We start from the raw sequence: 18,070 nt of genomic DNA, 5'->3' as shown, positions 1-18,070 counted from the left end.
TCGTCGGGGGGGCCGTCTTGTGCTGTCGGGCGCGCCCCTCGACGTACGGCTGGTGCCGAAGATCAGCCCAGCAGCTCCCGCACCACCGGCACAAGTGCTCGGAACGCCTTGCCTCGGTGGCTGATTGCGTTTTTCTCTGCGGGGGTCAGTTCCGCGCAGGTGCGGGTGTCTCCCTCCGGCTGGAGGATCGGGTCGTAGCCGAAGCCGTTCGTGCCGGCGGGGGTGTGGCGGAGGGTGCCGAGCAACTGGCCCTCGACCACGCGTTCCGTGCCGTCTGGCAGGGCCAGGGCCGCCGCGCAGGCGAAGTGGGCGCCCCGGTGGGGGGCGTCGATGTCGGAGAGCTGGGCGAGGAGCAGGTCCAGGTTGGCCTGGTCGTCGCCGTGTCGGCCGGCCCAGCGGGCGGAGAAGATGCCGGGGGCGCCGTTCAGGACGTCGACGCACAGGCCCGAGTCGTCCGCGACGGCGGGCAGTCCGGTCGCCCGGGCCAGTGCGTGGGCCTTCAGCAGGGCGTTCTCGGCGAAGGTGACGCCGGTTTCCTTGACGTCGGGAATGTCGGGGTAGGCGTCCGCGCCGACGAGGTCATGGGTGAGCCCTGCGTCGGCGAGGATCGCCTTCAACTCGGTGAGCTTTCCGGCGTTGCGGGTGGCGAGGATCAGGCGGGTCATGCCCGCCAGTATCGCCGAGTCCGGTCCGGCGCCGGTTCCTGACGGTCCCGCAGTCCGCCTCCGGGACGGTTTCCCGCCCTGCCGGCAGCCCCGTCCCCGGGCCGGTTTCGTGCTCGGCCCGCACCCCGGTCCGCGTCCGCTAGGGCGTGCACACCTTCGTCAGTTCGCCCGCCGCGGCCGTGACGGGGCTGATGTCGGGGGTCGCGTCGCCGTTCTTGACGGCTGCGCGGACGTTCGCGACGGCCTTGTTCAGCTCGTCGACCGCCTTGTTGACGTCGGCGTTGTCGGTCTGGTCGCCGATCTTGTCGAGGTTGTTCTCGATGGCGTTGAGGGACGCATCGGTCTGCGACGGGTCGTTCGCCGCGTTCTCGACGGCCTGCTGGAGGTCGGTGACGCTGTCGGCTATCGAGTCGGCGGTCTGCACGCAGTCGAGCGCCTTGCTGACGGCGTCGCAGCCGACGGCCGCCGGCAGGACGACGAGTGCGGCGACGGCGGCGAATGCGGCGGTACGGCGGCGATGGTGGTGGCGCGCGGCCATGGAACGGTCCCTCCCCGTGGGCGTGGTGTGGTGCGGCCACACCGACCGCATCGCACCGGTCCGCTGCGCGGTCGGCCCGATCCGCCCGAGGGGGCCGGCGGGCGCACGGCAGGACCGTACGCCCGTACCCATAAGAACGCTAAGGCTTAACCCGCGGTTGCCTGTGAGGCCTCTTCGAGTACCGCGCGCTGGATGGCGGCGAGTTCGTCGCAGCCCGCGACGGCGAGGTCGAGCAGGGCGTTGAGTTCCTTGCGGTCGAAGGGCTCGGCCTCGGCGGTGCCCTGGACCTCGACGAAGCGGCCGTCGCCGGTGCACACGACGTTCATGTCGGTGTCGGCCTTGACGTCCTCCTCGTAGCGGAGGTCGAGGAGGGGGACGCCGCCGACGATGCCGACGGAGACCGCGGAGACCGTGCCGGTGAGGGGCTTGCGGCCGGGCTTGACGAGCTTCTTGCCCTGGGCCCAGGTGACGGCGTCGGCGAGGGCGACGTAGGCGCCGGTGATGGCCGCGGTGCGGGTGCCGCCGTCGGCCTGGAGGACGTCGCAGTCGAGGACGATGGTGTTCTCGCCGAGCGCCTTGTAGTCGATGACGGCGCGCAGCGAGCGGCCGATGAGGCGGCTGATCTCGTGGGTGCGGCCGCCGATCTTGCCGCGGACGGATTCGCGGTCGCCGCGGGTGTTGGTGGCGCGGGGGAGCATGGAGTATTCGGCGGTGACCCAGCCCTCGCCGCTGCCCTTGCGCCAGCGCGGGACGCCTTCGGTGACGGAGGCCGTGCAGAAGACCTTGGTGTCGCCGAAGGAGACGAGGACGGAGCCCTCGGCATGCTTGCTCCAGCCACGCTGGATGGTGATGGGGCGAAGCTGTTCGGGGGTGCGGCCGTCGATTCGAGACATGGTGTCGAGCCTATCCGCACAGGCGTGAGGGGCTGCCCGCCGGTGGCGGATTCAGCCCCTCATGGGTGAGCCGGTGCGGCTCCTGAAGCGGCGTGCGGCGCGTGTCGGGGGCCGGTTGGCTTCAGCGGGTCCCGGTGCTCACATCATGTCTTCGATCTCGCCGGCGATGGGGTCGGCGTCGGTTCCGATGACGACCTGGATGGCGGTGCCCATCTTGACGACGCCGTGGGCGCCTGCGGCCTTCAGGGCGGCCTCGTCGACGAGTGAGGCGTCATGGACCTCGGTGCGCAGGCGGGTGATGCAGCCTTCGACCTCTTCGATGTTGTCGATGCCGCCGAGCCCGGCGACGATCTTCTCAGCCTTGGTGGCCATGTCCTACTCCCTGATCCGAACCGCTTTGTCGCAGTAACCCACAGTTGGCCCAACTTCGCGAGCGGTCATGTCGTGCGTGCCGAAGGATGGCGATCACGACAGAGCCACCCGCCGCAACTGGTCTACACCAGTGGGCGGGTAGTCGCCAAACCGGCCCGCCCTAAGGACCGCCCATGAGTGCCGTAAGTGACGTATCGCCGGCGCGCGCCCGTTGGCACAAGGTCTTCCAGGGACTGCAGAAGATGGGTCGCAGCCTGCAGTTGCCGATCGCGGTGCTGCCGGCCGCGGGCATTCTCAACCGGCTCGGCCAGCCGGATGTGTTCGGCGCGAAGGGGCTCGGCTGGGACAACCTGTCCAAGGTGATCGGCGCGGCGGGCGGCGCGCTCCTGGACGGCAACCTCGGGCTGCCGATGCTGTTCTGTGTCGGCGTGGCCATCGGGATGGCGAAGAAGGCGGACGGCTCGACGGCGCTGGCGGCGGTCGTCGGCTTCCTCGTCTACTACAACGTGCTGCGCGCGTTCCCGGAGACCTGTCCGGGCGGGAGCGCCAAGATCGAGCTGGGCTGCCAGTTGGAGGACAACTCGGTCGTCGAGTTCACGTACCAGAATCCCGGGGTGTTCGGCGGCATCGTCATCGGGCTGCTGTCGGCGTACTTCTGGCAGCGCTATCACCGTACGAAGCTGGTGGACTGGCTGGGCTTCTTCAACGGGCGGCGGCTGGTGCCGATCATCATGGCGTTCGTGTCCATCGCGTTCGCCTCGCTGTGTCTGTGGGTGTGGCCGCCGATCGGTGACGCGCTGGAGAACTTCAGCGACTGGCTGGTGGGTCTCGGGGCGTGGGGTTCGGGTGTGTTCGGTCTGGCGAACCGGGCGCTGCTGGTGATCGGTCTGCACCAGTTCCTGAACGTGCCCATCTGGTTCCAGTTCGGCAGTTACACGACGCCCGACGGCAAGGTCGTGCACGGCGACATCACCATGTTCCTGAACGGCGACCCGAACGCGGGGCAGTTCCTCACGGGCTTCTTCCCGATCATGATGTTCGCGCTGCCGGCGGCGGCCCTCGCGATGACGCACACCGCCAAGCCGCACCGGCGCAAGGAGGTGGGCGGGCTGATGCTGTCGGTGGCGCTGACGTCGTTCGTCACGGGCATCACCGAGCCGATCGAGTACTCGTTCATGTTCATCGCGCCGCTGCTGTACGCGGTGCACGCGGTGCTGACGGGTGTGTCGATGACGGTGAGCTGGGGGCTCGGTGTGCACGACGGCTTCAGTTTCTCCGCGGGTCTGATCGACTACATCATCAACTGGAACCTGGCGACGAAGCCGTGGCTGATCATTCCGATCGGGCTGTGTTTCGCCGCGGTCTATTACGCGATCTTCCGGTTCGCGATCACGAAGTTCGATCTGAAGACTCCGGGGCGGGAGCCGGAGGAGGACGTCGAGGACACCACGAAGGCGTAGCGCTCCGCGTCCCCTGCTCAGAGTGATGGCCCCCTGACCTGCCGGTCCGGGGGCCTTCGGCATGATCGGAACCAGTTATTCCTGTTATGGCCGAGGCCACAAAATTCGCACCTTCCTTATCCGGCCTTCACCGTGCTAGAAACAGGTCTACACCACTGAGTGGTGTAGACCACGCGAGGCAGACGAGTCACCGCGTGCCGTCGAAGACGCCGCCGTCCTCTCCTGTCCCCTGGGCGGCGCCTTGCCAACTGGAGGAAGTTGATGACCACGGCCAGCGCGGCACCCGCCGCCGAGAAGAAGAAGGGCGCCGGCGCGATGGCGATCCTGCAGCGCATCGGCCGCAGCCTGATGCTGCCGGTCGCCGTGCTTCCCGCAGCCGCGCTGCTGGTGCGCCTCGGCAACCCCGACATGCTGGGGCGTCCGTCGTTCCCGACGTTCCTCACCAAGATCGCCGGCTTCATGGCGGCGGGCGGCAACGCGATCCTCGACAACATGGCCCTGCTGTTCGCGGTGGGCATCGCGATCGGCTTCGCCAAGAAGTCGGACGGCTCGACGGCGCTCGCGGGCGTGGTCGGTTACCTGGTCTTCAAGAACGTGCTGGCCACGTTCACCGACAAGAACCTGCCGAAGGTGGCCACGGCCGTCGACGGCAAGGTGGTCATGGTCGACGCCCCGGTGGACGCCAAGGTCCTCGGCGGAGTCGTCATGGGCATCGTCGTGGCCCTGATATACCAGCGCTTCTACCGCACCAAGCTGCCCGACTGGGCGGGCTTCTTCGGCGGCCGCCGTCTCGTCCCGATCCTCTCCGCCTTCGCGGGTCTGCTGATCGGCATCGTCTTCGGCTACATCTGGCCGGTCCTCGGCATGGGTCTGCACAACTTCGGTGAGTGGCTGGTCGGTTCGGGCGCCGTCGGAGCGGGCATCTTCGGTGTCGCCAACCGCGCGCTCATCCCGATCGGCATGCACCACCTGCTGAACTCCTACCCCTGGTTCCAGGCGGGCGACTACCACGGCAAGAGCGGCGACATCTCGCGCTTCCTCGCGGGTGACCCGAGCGCCGGGCAGTTCATGACCGGCTTCTTCCCGATCATGATGTTCGCCCTTCCCGCGGCCTGCCTCGCCATCGTGCACTGCGCCCGCCCCGAGCGCCGCAAGGTCGTCGGCGGCATGATGTTCTCGCTCGCCCTGACCTCCTTCGTCACGGGTGTCACCGAGCCCATCGAGTTCACCTTCATGTTCATCGCCCCGGCCCTGTACGCGATCCACGCGGTCCTCACCGGTGTCTCGCTGGCGCTCACCTGGGCGCTCGGCATGAAGGACGGCTTCGGCTTCTCGGCCGGCGTGGTCGACTTCGGCCTCAACCTCGGCATCGCGTCCAACCCGTGGGGCCTGGTCCTGGTCGGCCTGTGCTTCGCCGCCGTCTACTACGTGGTCTTCCGCTTCGCGATCACCAAGTGGAACCTCCCGACCCCCGGCCGCGAGTCCGACGAGGAGCTCGCGGAACTGCAGAAGGCCGAGGCCAAGTAGCGGCAGCCGCTCCCCCGGCACAGCAGAATTCCCCGGACCGCCTGTCGGTCCGGGGAATTCTGTGTGTCAGGGAGTTCGCGCGCCGCGGCAAAGACCGTCAGATCTCGTACATCGCCCCCGGTACCGCCAGGTCCACCGGGCCCTGGTACGCCGAGCGGGCGTCCGTCAGGTTGGTGGCGGCGTCCGTCCACGGGGGGATGTGGGTGAGGACGAGGCGGCGGGCGCCCGCGCGGGCGGCGGTCTCGCCGGCCTCGAGGCCGTTGAGGTGGAGGCCGGGGATGTTCTCCTTGCCGTGGGTGAACGCGGCCTCGCACAGGAACAGGTCCGTGTCGCGGGCGAGTTCGTCCAGGGCCCCGGTCACCCCGCTGTCACCGGAGTACGTCAACGCACGTCCGCCGTGCTCCACCCGGATGCCGTACGCCTCCACCGGGTGCGCCACCCGTTCGGTGTGCACGGTGAAGGGGCCGATCTCGAACGTGGAGGGCTTGACCGTGTGGAAGTCGAAGACCTCGCTCATGGACGAGGCGGTGGGGGTGTCGGCGTAGGCCGTGGTGAGGCGGTGCTCGGTGCCTTCGGGGCCGTAGACCGGCAGCGGGGCGCAGCGGCCGCCGTCGTGCCGGTAGTAGCGCGCGACGAAGTAGGCGCACATGTCGATGCAGTGGTCGGCGTGCAGATGGCTCAGGAAGATCGCGTCGAGGTCGTAGAGACCGCAGTGGCGCTGCAGCTCGCCCAGGGCACCGTTGCCCATGTCGAGAAGCAGCCGGAAGCCGTCGGCCTCTACGAGGTAGCTCGAGCAGGCCGATTCCGCGGACGGGAACGACCCCGAGCAGCCGACGACGGTGAGCTTCATAAAGCAGAAACCTCCGCTGGCGGGTAACTACTGGAAGGGGGAGGACGGGGGTCGTGCGGTCCGTCGAGCGTAAGGCGCAAAAGGGTTGGTCGCTCCTCCGCCAGGGGCCGTTGTGGGCGAACTCACCTGTGCTGTCACCGGTTCGGATGGACCTGAGGGGTGGCGTTTGGATCAGTTCGCACACGCCCTCTCCGGACGCCCGGAGTTCGCGCAGGGCGGGCGGGGGCACGAGGGCGCCGGTACCTTCATTGCTGTGGACACGTCCTGGTGGATCGCGTTGGCGGCGGTGGTTCTGCTCGCGCTGGTCGCGACGCTGGTGGACGGCTGGGGGCGCCGCGGGCGCCGGCCGGCCGGCCGGAGGCGTCCGCCGGGCCGGGCCCGGGGACCTCGCCGGGGCGGCACGGCCCGCGGCGGGCCGTTGCCGCGGGCGGCGGAGATCTGGTGGGCGAACGTTCCCTACGAGGACGGGCCGGGTGCCAAGGACCGGCCGTGTCTGGTGCTCGTGGTGCGCGGCAAGCGGGTGACCGTCGCGAAGATCACCAGCAAGTACCACGACGAGCGGCCCGGGGTGATCGCGCTGCCGCCCGGGGCCGTGGGGGACTCCCAGGGGCGGCCGAGTTTCCTGGAGACGGACGAGTTGCGGGAGGTGCCGGTGGGCGACTTCCGGCGCCGGGTGGGTGTGGTGGATCCGGTCCTGTGGGACCAGGTCCGTTATCTGGCGCGCTGAGGCACTCCGGCACCCTCGCGGAAACGACGAGTGGCCTCGCGGAAACGACGATGGGCCTGGCGGAAACTACGAGCGGCCTCGCGGAAACGACGAGGGACGCGGGAACCGTCGACCGGTCCGCGCGCCCCTCGGTGAATCCGGTACGTGGCTACGCCCAGAGCTGGCCCTGCAGTGCCTCGATGGCCTCTTCCGTCGTCGCCGCCGTGTAGACGCCCGTCGACAGGTACTTCCAGCCGCCGTCCGCGACCACGAAGGCGATGTCGGCCGGCTCTCCGGCCTTGATGGCCTTGTTGCCGACGCCGATCGCGGCGTGCAGCGCGGCTCCGGTGGAGACGCCCGCGAAGATGCCCTCCTGCTGGAGGAGTTCCCGGGTACGGGTGACCGCGTCGGCCGAGCCCACGGAGAAGCGGGTGGTGAGGACGGAGGCGTCGTACAGCTCCGGTACGAAGCCCTCGTCCAGGTTCCTGAGGCCGTAGACCAGGTCGTCGTAGCGCGGCTCCGCGGCGACGATCTTGACGTCCGGCTTGTGTTCGCGCAGGAAGCGGCCGACGCCCATGAGGGTGCCGGTGGTGCCGAGGCCCGCCACGAAGTGGGTGATGGACGGGAGGTCGGCGAGGATCTCCGGGCCCGTCGTGGCGTAGTGGGCGCCGGCGTTGTCCGGGTTGCCGTACTGGTAGAGCATCACCCAGTCCGGGTGCTGCGCGGAGAGTTCCTTGGCGACGCGCACGGCGGTGTTGGAACCGCCGGCGGCCGGGCTGGGGATGATCTCGGCGCCCCACATGCCGAGCAGGTCACGGCGTTCCTGCGAGGTGTTCTCGGGCATGACGCAGACCATGCGGTAGCCCTTGAGCTTCGCCGCCATGGCCAGGGAGATGCCGGTGTTGCCGCTGGTCGGCTCCAGGATCGTGCAACCCGGCGTCAGGCGGCCGTCCTTCTCCGCCTGCTCGATCATGTGGAGGGCCGGCCGGTCCTTGACGGAACCGGTCGGGTTGCGGTCCTCCAGCTTCGCCCAGATACGGACGTCCGCCGACGGCGACAACCGCGGCAGGCGCACCAGAGGGGTGTTGCCCACCGCGGCGAGCGGGGAGTCGTAGCGCATCGGTGACCAGGGTCCGATCAGGCCATGCCGCCGGCGACGGCCGGCAGGATGGTGACGTTGTCGCCGTCGGTGAGCTTGGTGTTGATGCCGTCGAGGAAGCGGACGTCCTCGTCGTTGAGGTAGACGTTGACGAAGCGGCGCAGCTCGCCGCCGTCCACGATCCGGGCCCGGATGCCCGCGTGACGGGTGTCGAGGTCGGTGAACAGCTCGGCAAGGGTCGCCCCGCCGCCCTCGACGGCCTTCTCGCCGTTCGTGTAGGTGCGGAGGATGGTGGGGATGCGGACCTCGATGGCCATGGTTGCGGGCTCCTGTCGGAAGGAAGTCAGGTCGGACGACGCGCGGCAGCGCGGGCGGGGCAAGGGGTACGCCGGTTGCGGAGCCGCGGCTCTCCGGCCGTACGGCGGCGGCAGGTCAGTGCGTACAGATGGCGCTCTGCAGCCTGCAGAGGTCGACGTGCAGGCGCGCTACGAGCAGCATGCCCGGCGTCTTGTCGCTCACGTCGTTCAGAACCATGAGCTCATCGTATCGATTCCCGGTACGGGTCCCGGGGTGTGATCTCGCATTCCGGACGCTTTTTGGTCGATGGGTGAGATCAGTAGCTCTCCACGACCTTGACCTCCTCCTCCGTGACCTCACCGTCCACGATCCGGTAGGAGCGGAACTGGAAGGGGCCGGCGTCGTCGGTGTCGGCCGTGGAGACCAGGACGTAGTGCGCGCCGGGCTCGTTGGCGTAGGCGAGGTCGGTGCGGGAGGGGTAGGCCTCGGTCGCGGTGTGCGAGTGGTAGATGACGACGGGCTCCTCGTCGCGGTCGTCCATCTCGCGGTAGAGCTTGAGCAGATCGCCGGAGTCGAACTCGTAGAACGTGGGCGAGCGGGCCGCGTTGAGCATGGGGATGAAGCGCTCGGGGCGGCCGGTGCCGGCGGGGCCCGCGACGACGCCGCACGCCTCGTCGGGGTGGTCCTGGCGCGCGTGGGCGACGATCTGGTCGAACAGGGCCTCGGTGATGGTCAGCATGCTGGTCAGGATAGACAGAAGGGCCGTCCCGTACCGAGGCGTGGTACGGGACGGCCCGTATGCCGGACGCCCTGAGCGGTGGCCCGGGGGCCGGGCGTCCGTGCCGGCGGTCAGCCGACCTTCTCGAACTCCGGCTCGGGGCGCTCGGTGACCTGGGGGTTGCGTGCCTTGAGGACCGCCCAGCCGATGGCCAGGGCGGCGGTCCAGACGGCCATCACGTACAGGCAGATGCGGGACTCGGGGTCGTAGGCGATCAGGCCGGTGACGAAGAGCAGGAACGCGACGGCGACATAGCTGCACTTCGCGCCGCCGGGGGCGGGGAAGGACGAGGCAGGGAGCCGGCCGGCGTCGACCGCGCGGCGGTAGAGGATGTGGCTGACCAGGATCATCAGCCAGGTCCAGATGCCGGCCGCGGTGGCCACCGAGGTGACGTAGCCGAAGGCCTTCCCGGGGGCGACGTAGTTGAGGATCACGCCGATGCCCATGAAGAGCACGGAGACCGTGACGCCGAACGCGGGCGTCTTGGTGGACGACAGCTTGCTGAAGACCTTCGGGGCCTCGCCGCTCTCGGCCAGGTTCCGCAGCATGCGGCCCGTGGAGTACATGCCGGAGTTGCAGGAGGACAGGGCGGCGGTGAGGACCACGAAGTTGACGATGCCGGCGCCGGCCGGGATGCCGATCTTCGCGAAGGCCGCGACGAAGGGGCTCACGTTCGGCGCGAACTCCGTCCACTTCACGACGCAGAGGATGACCGTGAGGGCGCCGACGTAGAAGAGGGCGATGCGCCACGGGAGGGTGTTGATGGCCTTCGGGAGGGTCTTCTCGGGGTCCTCGGACTCGCCCGCGGTGACGCCGACGAGCTCGACGGCGAGGTAGGCGAACATGACGCCCTGGAGGGTCATCAGGGACGAGCCGATGCCGTTGGGGAAGAAGCCGTCGAACTGCCAGAGGTTGCTGACGGTGGCGGTGTCACCGGCGGAACTGAAGCCGAAGGTCAGAACGCCGATACCGATGACGATCATGCCGAGCAGGGCGGTGACCTTGACCATCGAGAACCAGAACTCGATCTCGCCGAAGAGCTTCACCGAGATCAGGTTCGCCACGAACAGGACGACCAGGAAGACCAGCGCGGTCACCCATTGGGGAACCGCCGGGAACCAGTAGTGGACGTAGATCGCGGCGGCCGTGAGCTCGGCCATGCCGGTGACCACCCACATCAGCCAGTACGTCCAGCCGGTGAAGTAGCCGAAGAACGGGCCGAGGAACTCGCGGGAGTACTCCGCGAAGGAGCCCGAGACCGGGCGGTAGAGCAGGAGCTCGCCGAGCGCCCGCATGATGAAGAAGATGATCACGCCCGCGAGGGCGTACATCATGATCAGGCTGGGTCCGGCCTTGGCGATGTTCGCCCCGGCTCCCAGGAAGAGGCCGACGCCGATGGCGCCGCCGATCGCGATCATCTGGACCTGACGGCTGCCGAGCCCGCGCTCGTACCCCTCTTCGGGGGCGTCGCCGCCCACGGCCTCACTGCCGTCGTGACTCTTGTCGACCTGCGATGAGGTCATGTCTGGTGCGCCTTTCTCCATACCGGAACGAGCCAGTCCCTCGGCTTCGAATCGGCTTCCGATCCCCCCGGACAGGTGGAGCCTGTGCCTGGCCGGCGGTCCGCCGGCTCGGTGGCGCACCCGGCGGGACATGGGTGGTGTCCTGCCGGGCGGTCGTGAAGATCTATCACGGGGGCGGCGTTGATCGGTTGCGGCTCGTGTTGCGCAGACCACAGGAAGAACCGGACAAAATGACGAACCGCGCCCCAAAGGGCGCGGTTACGGTGACGTGATCGTTATCCGGATTTGAGCGTCCTCTGAGCGAACACTCGTGGAGGCGCGCCGGGTGGGCAGATGTGGATGGATCAGGGCATAAGGGTGGCGACGAGGGTCTCCTGGAGACCACCCAGCCAGAGGTACGCCATCACCATCGGCTTGCGCGGGTCCTCGTCGGGGAGGCGGTAGAGGAGGTCGGTGTCCTCCTCGTCGACGACGTCGAGCCGCGAACCGATGGCGAGGCGCAGGTCGTTGAGGGCGCGCAGCCACTGCCCGGACTGCGCGGCGGTCAGTTCCAGGACCGCTCCCCCGTCGCCGCCGGGCGTCAGCTCGTCCAGCGAGCGGATCACCACGAGGGCGTTCTCGCGCTTGCCCGCGCGCAGGTCGTTCTCGGTGAAGCGGCGGAACTCGGCGGAGTGGGCGCGCTGCTCCTCGGCCTGCTCGGGCGTTCCGGCCTCGACGCCGGGGCCGCTGTAGGCGTCGGGGAACAGGCGCAGGAGCACCGGGTCGCTCGGCGGCTCGCTGGGGCCCTCGGCGAACAGCTCGGCGAGCGGGTCGGCGGAGTCGTCCTCCGCGGGGCCGGGACCGATGAGCTCCAGGAGCTGGACGGCGAGGGAGCGGATGATGGAGATCTCGACCTCGTCGAGCGCGACGGCCGCGCCGCCGCCGGGGAGCGGTTCGAAGTGTCCGGGCATGGAGTGAGTTCGCTACTTCCGGTCCTGCGGGCGGTCGGTTGACAGGGGGCCGGCTACTTCCGGTCCTGCTGAAGGGTGGCCCACAGACCGTAGCCGTGCATGGCCTGCACGTCGCGTTCCATCTCCTCGCGCGTGCCGCTGGAGACGATGGCCCGGCCCTTGTGGTGGACGTCCATCATCAGCTTGGTGGCCTTGTCCTTGGGGTAGCCGAAGTACGTCTGGAAGACATACGTCACGTAGCTCATCAGGTTGACCGGGTCGTTGTGGACGATCGTGACCCAGGGGACGTCCGGCTCGGGTACGGCGAAGACCTCCTCCGCCGACTCGGTCTTCTCGATCTCTAGAGGTGCGGGAGCCGTCACATCGCCCATGCTCCCACCCGAGGGGGGCACCCGCATAAACGGGCCCCGGAACAGGGGCTGGAACAGGGGTTGGAACAGGGGCTCGGGCGCTGCGGGAATCGCCGGTCCGAGAGAAATCGTCAAACTGACGAAATGGGGGTACGATCCCTGCCATGAACACAGCGGACCTTGGGCTGCCGGTGGATGTTCCCTCTACGGCGCTCTTCACCGACCAGTACGAACTGACGATGCTGCAGGCCGCGCTCGCGGCCGGGACCGCCGAGCGGCGCTCGGTCTTCGAGGTCTTCACCCGCCGGCTGCCCGAAGGGCGGCGCTACGGAGTCCTCGCGGGCACCGGGCGCGTCCTGGACGCCGTCGAGAACTTCCGGTTCGACCCGGACGTCATCGGCTTTCTGCGCGAGCGCGGGATCGTGGACGAGCCGACGCTGCGGTGGCTCGCCTCCTACCGCTTCGGCGGGGACATCTGGGGCTACCCCGAGGGCGAGGTGTACTTCCCCGGCTCGCCCCTCCTGCGGGTCGAGGGCAGCTTCGCCGAGTGCGTGCTCCTGGAGACGGTGATCCTCTCCATCCTCAACCACGACTCCGCCATCGCGGCGGCCGCCTCCCGCATGTCCTCCGCCGCCGGAACCCGCCCGCTGATCGAGATGGGCGCCCGGCGCACCCACGAGCTGGCCGCGGTGGCCGCCTCGCGCGCCGCGTACGTCGGCGGGTTCACCAGCACCTCCGACCTGGCCGCCGGTTTCCGCTACGGCATCCCGACCGTGGGCACCTCGGCGCACGCCTTCACCCTGCTGCACGACCACGAGCGGGACGCCTTCCGGGCCCAGGTGGACTCGCTGGGCCGCGGCACCACCCTGCTCGTGGACACGTACGACGTCGCCGAGGCCGTCCGCACGGCCGTCGAGGTCGCCGGGACCGGACTCGGCGCGGTGCGCATCGACTCCGGTGACCTGCTGCTCGTCGCCCACCGGGTGCGCCGCCAGCTCGACGAGCTGGGCGCGACGGAGACGAAGATCGTCGTGACCTCCGACCTCGACGAGTACGCCATCGCCTCGCTCGCGGCGGCGCCCGTGGACGCGTACGGCGTCGGCACCCAGCTCGTGACGGGATCCGGCCATCCGACGTGCTCGATGGTCTACAAACTGGTCGCCCGTGCCGAGTCGGCCGACCCGAAGGCCCCGCTGGAGCCGGTGGCCAAGAAGTCCACGGGCGGCAAGACGTCCATCGGCGGCCGCAAGTGGGCCGCGCGGCGCGTGGACGGACAAGGGGTCGCCGAGGCCGAGGTGATCGGCGTCGGGCCGGTGCCCGCCGAGCTGGCCGACCGGCAGCTCCTGGTCCAGTTGGTCAAGGGCGGACAGGTCCTGTCCCGCGAGCCGCTCGACGTCGTACGCGACCGGCACGCGGCGGCCCGCGCCCGGCTGCCGCTGTCGGCGACCCAGCTCTCGCGCGGCGAGCCCGTGATCCCCACCGAATACGTCTGAGACGTCAGCGACGGGTGGTGCGGGTGGTGCGGGCGTTACCAAGGTGGTACCGCGCATGAACCCTCGGTGAGCGGGAATGCAACGGCAGCGTGCCCGAGCGGGCCGTGGAAGCCGAATGCCCCCTCCCGCACCGCCCCGGAATTCTCTAGGCTCGGAAGTTCAACGGCCGGGCCCGCACCCTTGTCTGCCGCCCCCATAGCCGAAGGACACAGCCCATGCGCCGCGCCTTGATCGTCGTAGACGTGCAGAACGACTTCTGCGAGGGAGGCAGCCTCGCCGTGGCCGGCGGCGCCGACGTGGCCGCCGCCGTCACGGAGCTGATCGGGCAGGCCCCGGCCGGCTACCGGCACGTGGTCGCCACCCGCGATCTGCACATCGCTCCCGGGGGCCACTTCGCCGACAACCCCGACTATGTGCACTCCTGGCCCGCGCACTGCGTGGCCGGCACCGAGGGGGTCGGCTTCCACCCCAACTTCGCCCCGGCCGTCGCCTCCGGCGCGATCGACGCGGTCTTCGACAAGGGCGCCTACGCGGCGGCGTACAGCGGCTTCGAGGGCGCCGACGAGAACGGGCTGGCGCTGGGCGACTGGCTGCGCGCCCGCGGTATCGGCGAGGTGGACGTGGTCGGCATCGCGACCGACCACTGCGTGAAGGCGACCGCCCTGGACGCGGCGCGGCAGGGCTTCCGTACGACCGTCCTGCTGGACCTGACAGCCGGCGTGGCGGAGGAGACGACGCAGCGGGCGCTGGAGGAGATGCGCGCCGCCGGGATCGAGCTCACGGGCAAGCCGGTGGTCTAGGGCCCGTCTGGACGGTTTCCCGGGTCTCCTCGGTTCGCGTCCGTGCAGGTCACGGCTGGGGTGCCGGGCGTCTGAGCAGGGTTCTGACCGGGTGCCACAGCTCCTGCGTGAGTTCCGTGCAGCCGCTCTCGGGGGCTGTGCGCCATATGAGCCCGTCGGGGTGGTGCAGGACGGCGGTGATCTCGTCGGGGCTCGGCGGGGACCCGTTGCCCCGGAGGTAGACGGCACGCAGACCCAGGTTTCGCAGCCTGGTCAGGGCGCGGGCGCGGTTCGGCGCGACGACCAGGAAGCGCACGCAGCCGCCCACCGGACCCGCCGGGCTGGGCAGGTTCAGCGCCACCACGACGCTGCCGTTCGGCAGTCTGCAGAAACCTCCTGCGGCCATGCGGTCACACCCCCGTGCGAGTCGGTTCAGATGTCGGTGTCAATAAGCCAGGCACAGGAGGCACCTAAACACGATCGGCGGCAACCCGCCAGGGGTTGCCGCCGATACGCTTCTGACCTGCGAAAATGCTGTTACTTCACCGCGGGGCCGACCTTGAGGGAGATCGTCGAGCCATCCTTGGCCTGCTTGACGATCTCGATCTTGGTGTTGGTGTCAGTGACCTTGACACCGCCGGTCGGGTTCCGGTTGTCGTAGTAGTCGCTGGTGTGGTCGTTGAAGACCGACACCCCCTTCGACGACGGAATCTTCGTGGCGACGTCCGCGCTGTGCAGCGTGATACCGCTCGTGCGGTACAGGCTGAACGGCGAGTCGTAGGCCTGGATGCGGTTGCGCATCAGCGTGCCGTTGTCCCACCACAGCGCCTTCGAGTGCGAGTCGACCGGAAGCGCGAGGCCGACACCCGGGTGCTGGCTGGTGTTGTTGTCCGCCTGCGAGGTGTCCCACTTCCAGATCAACAGGCCGGTCTGGTAGGCGTAGTGCTCCACCCAGTCCGGACGGGTCGTCGAGAAGCCGAAGTTGTACGGGCCGACCTTGAGGGTCTTGTCGTACGACACGTACTGACGGTTCTCCGCGAGGTAGTACTGCGCGTAGTTCTTGGTGAACGAGGCGCCGATGCGGGAGAAGCCGGCGGCGGTCCAAGCGGCGTCGGCCGTCTCGGCGTTGTCCGAGAAGAGCGCGGTGCCGTCGGCGGTGACGCTGATCTCGTCGGCCGCGAAGCCCTTGAGCGCCACGCCGCCGTCGCTCTGGTAGCGGAAGCGCAGGTCGATCTTCTTGCCCGCGTAGGCGTCGAGCGGGAACACGAGCTTCTTGTACGCGTCGACCGTGCCGGTGAGGGCGGGCTTGTCGCTGCCGTCCCGCGGGATGGCGGCGCCGTCCACCGTGCCGTCCAGGGCGGTCCAGTTGGCGCCGCCGTCGGTCGAGACCTCGGTGTAGAGGTAGTCGTAGTTCGCCTCGATGTCGTACCAGCCGTCGAGGGTCAGCTTCGCCGACGACTTGCCCGTGAGGTCCACGGACCGGGTCAGCGTGTTCTTCAGGTTGTCACCGCTGCCGCTCCACCACTGGGACGAGCCCTGCGCCGGATTGACGACCGTGGTCGTGACCGCCTTCTCCGGCAGGGAGACGACGAGCGCCTGCTTGTCGAAGGTGTTGTACTCGGCGACGCCCAGCTTGTGCGTGGACTGCTTGCCGGCCTTGGCGGTGTCGTAGTTCAGCCAGCCGAGCTGGAGCTTGTCCCAGGCGTTGAAGTCGCCGGGGAGGTCACCTATGGACTTCTTGCCGGTGCCGAGCCACGAGCCCGAGGACATCAGGGTCCAGAAACCGGTGGAGTTGTCGCCGCCGGCGGTGTCGTAGTGGTCCGGCAGACCGAGGTCGTGGCCGTACTCGTGGGCGAAGACGCCGAGTCCGCCGTTCTCCGGCTGGATGGTGTAGTCGCCGACCCAGATGCCGGTGTCGCCGATCTGCGCGCCGCCGAGCCTGTTGTCCGCGGGACCCGTGGCGCCCGCGTCGGTGCCGAAGGCGTACCAGCGGTGGGCCCAGATCGCGTCCTTGCCCTGGACGCCGCCACCCGCGGACTCGTCCTCACCGGCGTGCACGATCTGGAAGTGGTCGATGTAGCCGTCGGGCTCGTTGAAGTTGCCGTCGCCGTCGTAGTCGTAACGGTCCCACTGGTCGAACTGCGCCAGGTCCGCCTTGATGGCCGCGTCGGTCTTGCCCGCCGCCTTCTGCTGGGCGACCCAGGCGGTGACGCCGTCACTGACGACGTTCCACACGCTCGGGCAGTTCGTGCTGCCACAGGCGTTGTTGCCGTAACGGGCCTCGTTGTACGGGACCTTGACCCAGTCGGCGACCTTGCCGTCCACCGAGTAGCGGCCCGAGGACTGCGTCTCGTAGAACTTCTTCATCGACTCGACGTTCTTGCCGGTGCCGAAGTAGAGGTTCTGGAAGTGCTTCTGGTTGTAATCCGCCTGCCAGGCCGTGCTGTTGTCCTTCGCACGGTCCGGCGCGGCTATCTGGTTGTGCCCGGGTCCGGCGGTGCCGCCGAACTTGGGGTCCGTCTTGTCGCCGAACTCCACCAGGATCGTGAAGATCTTGTCGGTCTTCTCGCGGCCGAGTTCGACGTACTTGCTGTCGCCCTTCTTGCTCTTGAGCTGGACGACCTGCGAGCCGTTGCGCTTCTGCACCTTGGCGTCGCCGGCTATGACCTGGTTCAGCGCCTCCTGGCGCTGGGCGTCCTGGGTCTTGCTCAGCGGGCCGTCGAGGTCGTGGTCGACCGTGTTCTTGACCGGCTGCGGGTCGTGGCGGTCCACGACGGGTGACGCGGCGGCCGAGTCGGCCTGCGCCACGGCGTACGTCGAGAACGTGGCGGTGGCCGCCGCGAAGGCTACGCCCACCGCGGCTGCTCTGAACGTCCATGGTCTGTTGGTCACTTGATGTCCTCCCCCGCGCACGTTCGCGCGGAGGGGGTTCCGGGTCATGGAGGTCCGCACGCGTCTACGCGATTCAAGTGACGACATTTGACCGGAGTTACGAAAGAAAAAACAGATCTTGACTTGAACCTGGCAAGTGCATTATGCGGAGCCTCCGTTCGGTATCCGGACGGCCCCGATCGCCTCCAACAGGCGCGCTTTCCGGCCCACTTGGAGGACGCGATGAATCCGTGCGCCCCCTGTGCACCGGCACCGTGGGTAAGGTCACGCTTACCGGACGTTCCACTCGGGCATGCAGGCGAATAGAGTCGATTGGCGGACGTCGGAAGCCGGCGGACAGCCACGTCGACACCGTTGTCCCAGCCCCGACATCTATCCGCACCCTCCCCCATCGCGAGAGGCACCGGGGGGAGAACCCCCATCCGAGGACACGATTGCCATGCCTCGTCCGACCGCCGCACAGCTCGCCTACGGTTCCTGCACCGTGATCTTCTCCACCCTCGCCATGCTGCTGCTGTCACAGACGAGTTCGAGTCTGGGGATCGTGCTGATCACCCTCTCGGCGCTCGCTCTCGGGCTGCTGGTGGCCATGACGGTCCCACTGCCGAAGCCGGCGCCCGCCGCCTCGGCCGTCGTCCACGAGCGAGTACCGGCGCGGCGCGAGACCGCGTCCGTGTCCGCTTCCGTGTCCTCCGCGCCCGAGCCCGTGCGCGAACCCGCGGGGCCCTGAGACCGCGTACGCGCCTGCACCCCGGACGCCGCGACCTCGTACCGGAACGGCGGGCCCGTAGACCACGGGCCTTCCATCCATGGAGTGCCACCACATCCTGGACGTGGCTGAACTGCTGACCCCGGAGAGAGAGGAGAAGTGGGGCGCCGAGCGGCACGCGCCGCCCTC

General features: G+C 68.9%; 20 protein-coding genes. 6 read left to right on the top strand and 14 right to left on the bottom strand.

The annotated features are described in order from the left end of the window. Positions 1–62: 62 nt before the first annotated feature. The 4 genes from rdgB to ACFXGX_RS16390 all read right to left on the bottom strand — a co-directional run bounded on the left by rdgB (position 63) and on the right by ACFXGX_RS16390 (position 2,468). Complete coding sequence (rdgB, locus tag ACFXGX_RS16405) at positions 63–665, bottom strand: RdgB/HAM1 family non-canonical purine NTP pyrophosphatase (RefSeq protein ID WP_384790776.1); 603 nt, start codon at positions 663–665, stop codon at positions 63–65. A 139-nt stretch (positions 666–804) separates the two neighbouring features. Next, entirely contained in the window at positions 805–1,203 is a 399-nt protein-coding gene (locus ACFXGX_RS16400; RefSeq protein ID WP_384790773.1) for a hypothetical protein, read from the bottom strand. 146 nt (positions 1,204–1,349) lie between these two features. Then, positions 1,350–2,096, bottom strand: a complete 747-nt coding sequence (gene rph, locus ACFXGX_RS16395) for a ribonuclease PH (protein WP_103554520.1) — start codon at positions 2,094–2,096, stop codon at positions 1,350–1,352. 138 nt (positions 2,097–2,234) lie between these two features. Continuing rightward, positions 2,235–2,468, bottom strand: a complete 234-nt coding sequence (locus ACFXGX_RS16390; RefSeq protein ID WP_069920430.1) for a glucose PTS transporter subunit EIIB — start codon at positions 2,466–2,468, stop codon at positions 2,235–2,237. Between the two features lie 173 nt (positions 2,469–2,641). Here ACFXGX_RS16390 and ACFXGX_RS16385 point away from each other — a divergent pair, with 173 nt between their 5' ends. Both ACFXGX_RS16385 and ACFXGX_RS16380 read left to right on the top strand, forming a co-directional pair. Then, entirely contained in the window at positions 2,642–3,928 is a 1,287-nt protein-coding gene (locus ACFXGX_RS16385) for a PTS transporter subunit EIIC (RefSeq protein ID WP_384790768.1), read from the top strand. A 261-nt stretch (positions 3,929–4,189) separates the two neighbouring features. Further along, positions 4,190–5,455, top strand: a complete 1,266-nt coding sequence (locus tag ACFXGX_RS16380) for a PTS transporter subunit EIIC (RefSeq protein WP_384790765.1) — start codon at positions 4,190–4,192, stop codon at positions 5,453–5,455. A 97-nt stretch (positions 5,456–5,552) separates the two neighbouring features. Here the strand turns inward: ACFXGX_RS16380 and ACFXGX_RS16375 are convergent, their stop codons facing one another. After that, positions 5,553–6,305 carry an MBL fold metallo-hydrolase gene (locus ACFXGX_RS16375; RefSeq protein WP_384790762.1) on the bottom strand — a complete coding sequence of 251 codons (753 nt, stop codon included), beginning with the start codon at positions 6,303–6,305 and terminating at the stop codon, positions 5,553–5,555. A gap of 253 nt (positions 6,306–6,558) precedes the next feature. Between ACFXGX_RS16375 and ACFXGX_RS16370 the strand changes: the two genes are divergently transcribed. Continuing rightward, a complete protein-coding gene (locus ACFXGX_RS16370) occupies positions 6,559–7,032 on the top strand; it encodes a type II toxin-antitoxin system PemK/MazF family toxin (protein ID WP_384790969.1) in 474 nt (157 codons plus the stop codon). Positions 7,033–7,180: 148 nt separating this feature from the next. Here ACFXGX_RS16370 and ACFXGX_RS16365 read toward each other — a convergent pair whose 3' ends face one another. The 7 genes from ACFXGX_RS16365 to clpS all read right to left on the bottom strand — a co-directional run bounded on the left by ACFXGX_RS16365 (position 7,181) and on the right by clpS (position 12,029). Continuing rightward, positions 7,181–8,131, bottom strand: a complete 951-nt coding sequence (locus tag ACFXGX_RS16365) for a PLP-dependent cysteine synthase family protein (RefSeq protein ID WP_384790759.1) — start codon at positions 8,129–8,131, stop codon at positions 7,181–7,183. Positions 8,132–8,148: 17 nt separating this feature from the next. Then, complete coding sequence (locus ACFXGX_RS16360) at positions 8,149–8,427, bottom strand: MoaD/ThiS family protein (protein ID WP_037619201.1); 279 nt, start codon at positions 8,425–8,427, stop codon at positions 8,149–8,151. Between the two features lie 115 nt (positions 8,428–8,542). Further along, positions 8,543–8,644: a putative leader peptide gene (locus ACFXGX_RS16355; protein ID WP_339129578.1), complete on the bottom strand. Its 102-nt coding sequence runs from the start codon at positions 8,642–8,644 to the stop codon at positions 8,543–8,545. Positions 8,645–8,723: 79 nt separating this feature from the next. Then, on the bottom strand, positions 8,724–9,146 hold the full coding sequence (locus ACFXGX_RS16350) for a M67 family metallopeptidase (protein WP_361681527.1): 423 nt from the start codon (positions 9,144–9,146) through the stop codon (positions 8,724–8,726). A gap of 110 nt (positions 9,147–9,256) precedes the next feature. Then, positions 9,257–10,708 (bottom strand): amino acid permease, encoded by a 1,452-nt coding sequence (locus ACFXGX_RS16345; RefSeq protein ID WP_384790754.1) that lies wholly within the window; start codon positions 10,706–10,708, stop codon positions 9,257–9,259. Between the two features lie 344 nt (positions 10,709–11,052). Continuing rightward, positions 11,053–11,658: a DUF2017 domain-containing protein gene (locus tag ACFXGX_RS16340; RefSeq protein WP_384790751.1), complete on the bottom strand. Its 606-nt coding sequence runs from the start codon at positions 11,656–11,658 to the stop codon at positions 11,053–11,055. Between the two features lie 53 nt (positions 11,659–11,711). Next, positions 11,712–12,029 carry an ATP-dependent Clp protease adapter ClpS gene (gene clpS, locus ACFXGX_RS16335; RefSeq protein WP_384790748.1) on the bottom strand — a complete coding sequence of 106 codons (318 nt, stop codon included), beginning with the start codon at positions 12,027–12,029 and terminating at the stop codon, positions 11,712–11,714. A 143-nt stretch (positions 12,030–12,172) separates the two neighbouring features. On the opposite strand from clpS, the gene ACFXGX_RS16330 reads away from it, so the two are divergent. After that, the gene (locus tag ACFXGX_RS16330; protein WP_384790745.1) at positions 12,173–13,501 is read left to right on the top strand and encodes a nicotinate phosphoribosyltransferase; all 1,329 of its coding nucleotides are present in this window, start codon (positions 12,173–12,175) and stop codon (positions 13,499–13,501) included. 215 nt (positions 13,502–13,716) lie between these two features. Then, complete coding sequence (locus ACFXGX_RS16325) at positions 13,717–14,301, top strand: isochorismatase family protein (protein WP_384790742.1); 585 nt, start codon at positions 13,717–13,719, stop codon at positions 14,299–14,301. A gap of 49 nt (positions 14,302–14,350) precedes the next feature. Here the strand turns inward: ACFXGX_RS16325 and ACFXGX_RS16320 are convergent, their stop codons facing one another. After that, on the bottom strand, positions 14,351–14,686 hold the full coding sequence (locus ACFXGX_RS16320) for a hypothetical protein (RefSeq protein ID WP_384790739.1): 336 nt from the start codon (positions 14,684–14,686) through the stop codon (positions 14,351–14,353). Positions 14,687–14,817: 131 nt separating this feature from the next. Then, positions 14,818–17,172: an immune inhibitor A domain-containing protein gene (locus ACFXGX_RS16315; protein WP_384790736.1), complete on the bottom strand. Its 2,355-nt coding sequence runs from the start codon at positions 17,170–17,172 to the stop codon at positions 14,818–14,820. 439 nt (positions 17,173–17,611) lie between these two features. Between ACFXGX_RS16315 and ACFXGX_RS16310 the strand changes: the two genes are divergently transcribed. Then, positions 17,612–17,902, top strand: a complete 291-nt coding sequence (locus tag ACFXGX_RS16310) for a hypothetical protein (protein ID WP_384790733.1) — start codon at positions 17,612–17,614, stop codon at positions 17,900–17,902. Positions 17,903–18,070 lie beyond the last annotated feature (168 nt).

The organism is Streptomyces sp. NPDC059371 (genome assembly GCF_042751995.1).
Lineage (GTDB): Bacteria > Actinomycetota > Actinomycetes > Streptomycetales > Streptomycetaceae > Streptomyces.
This window is presented reverse-complemented; position numbering and strand designations above follow the sequence as displayed.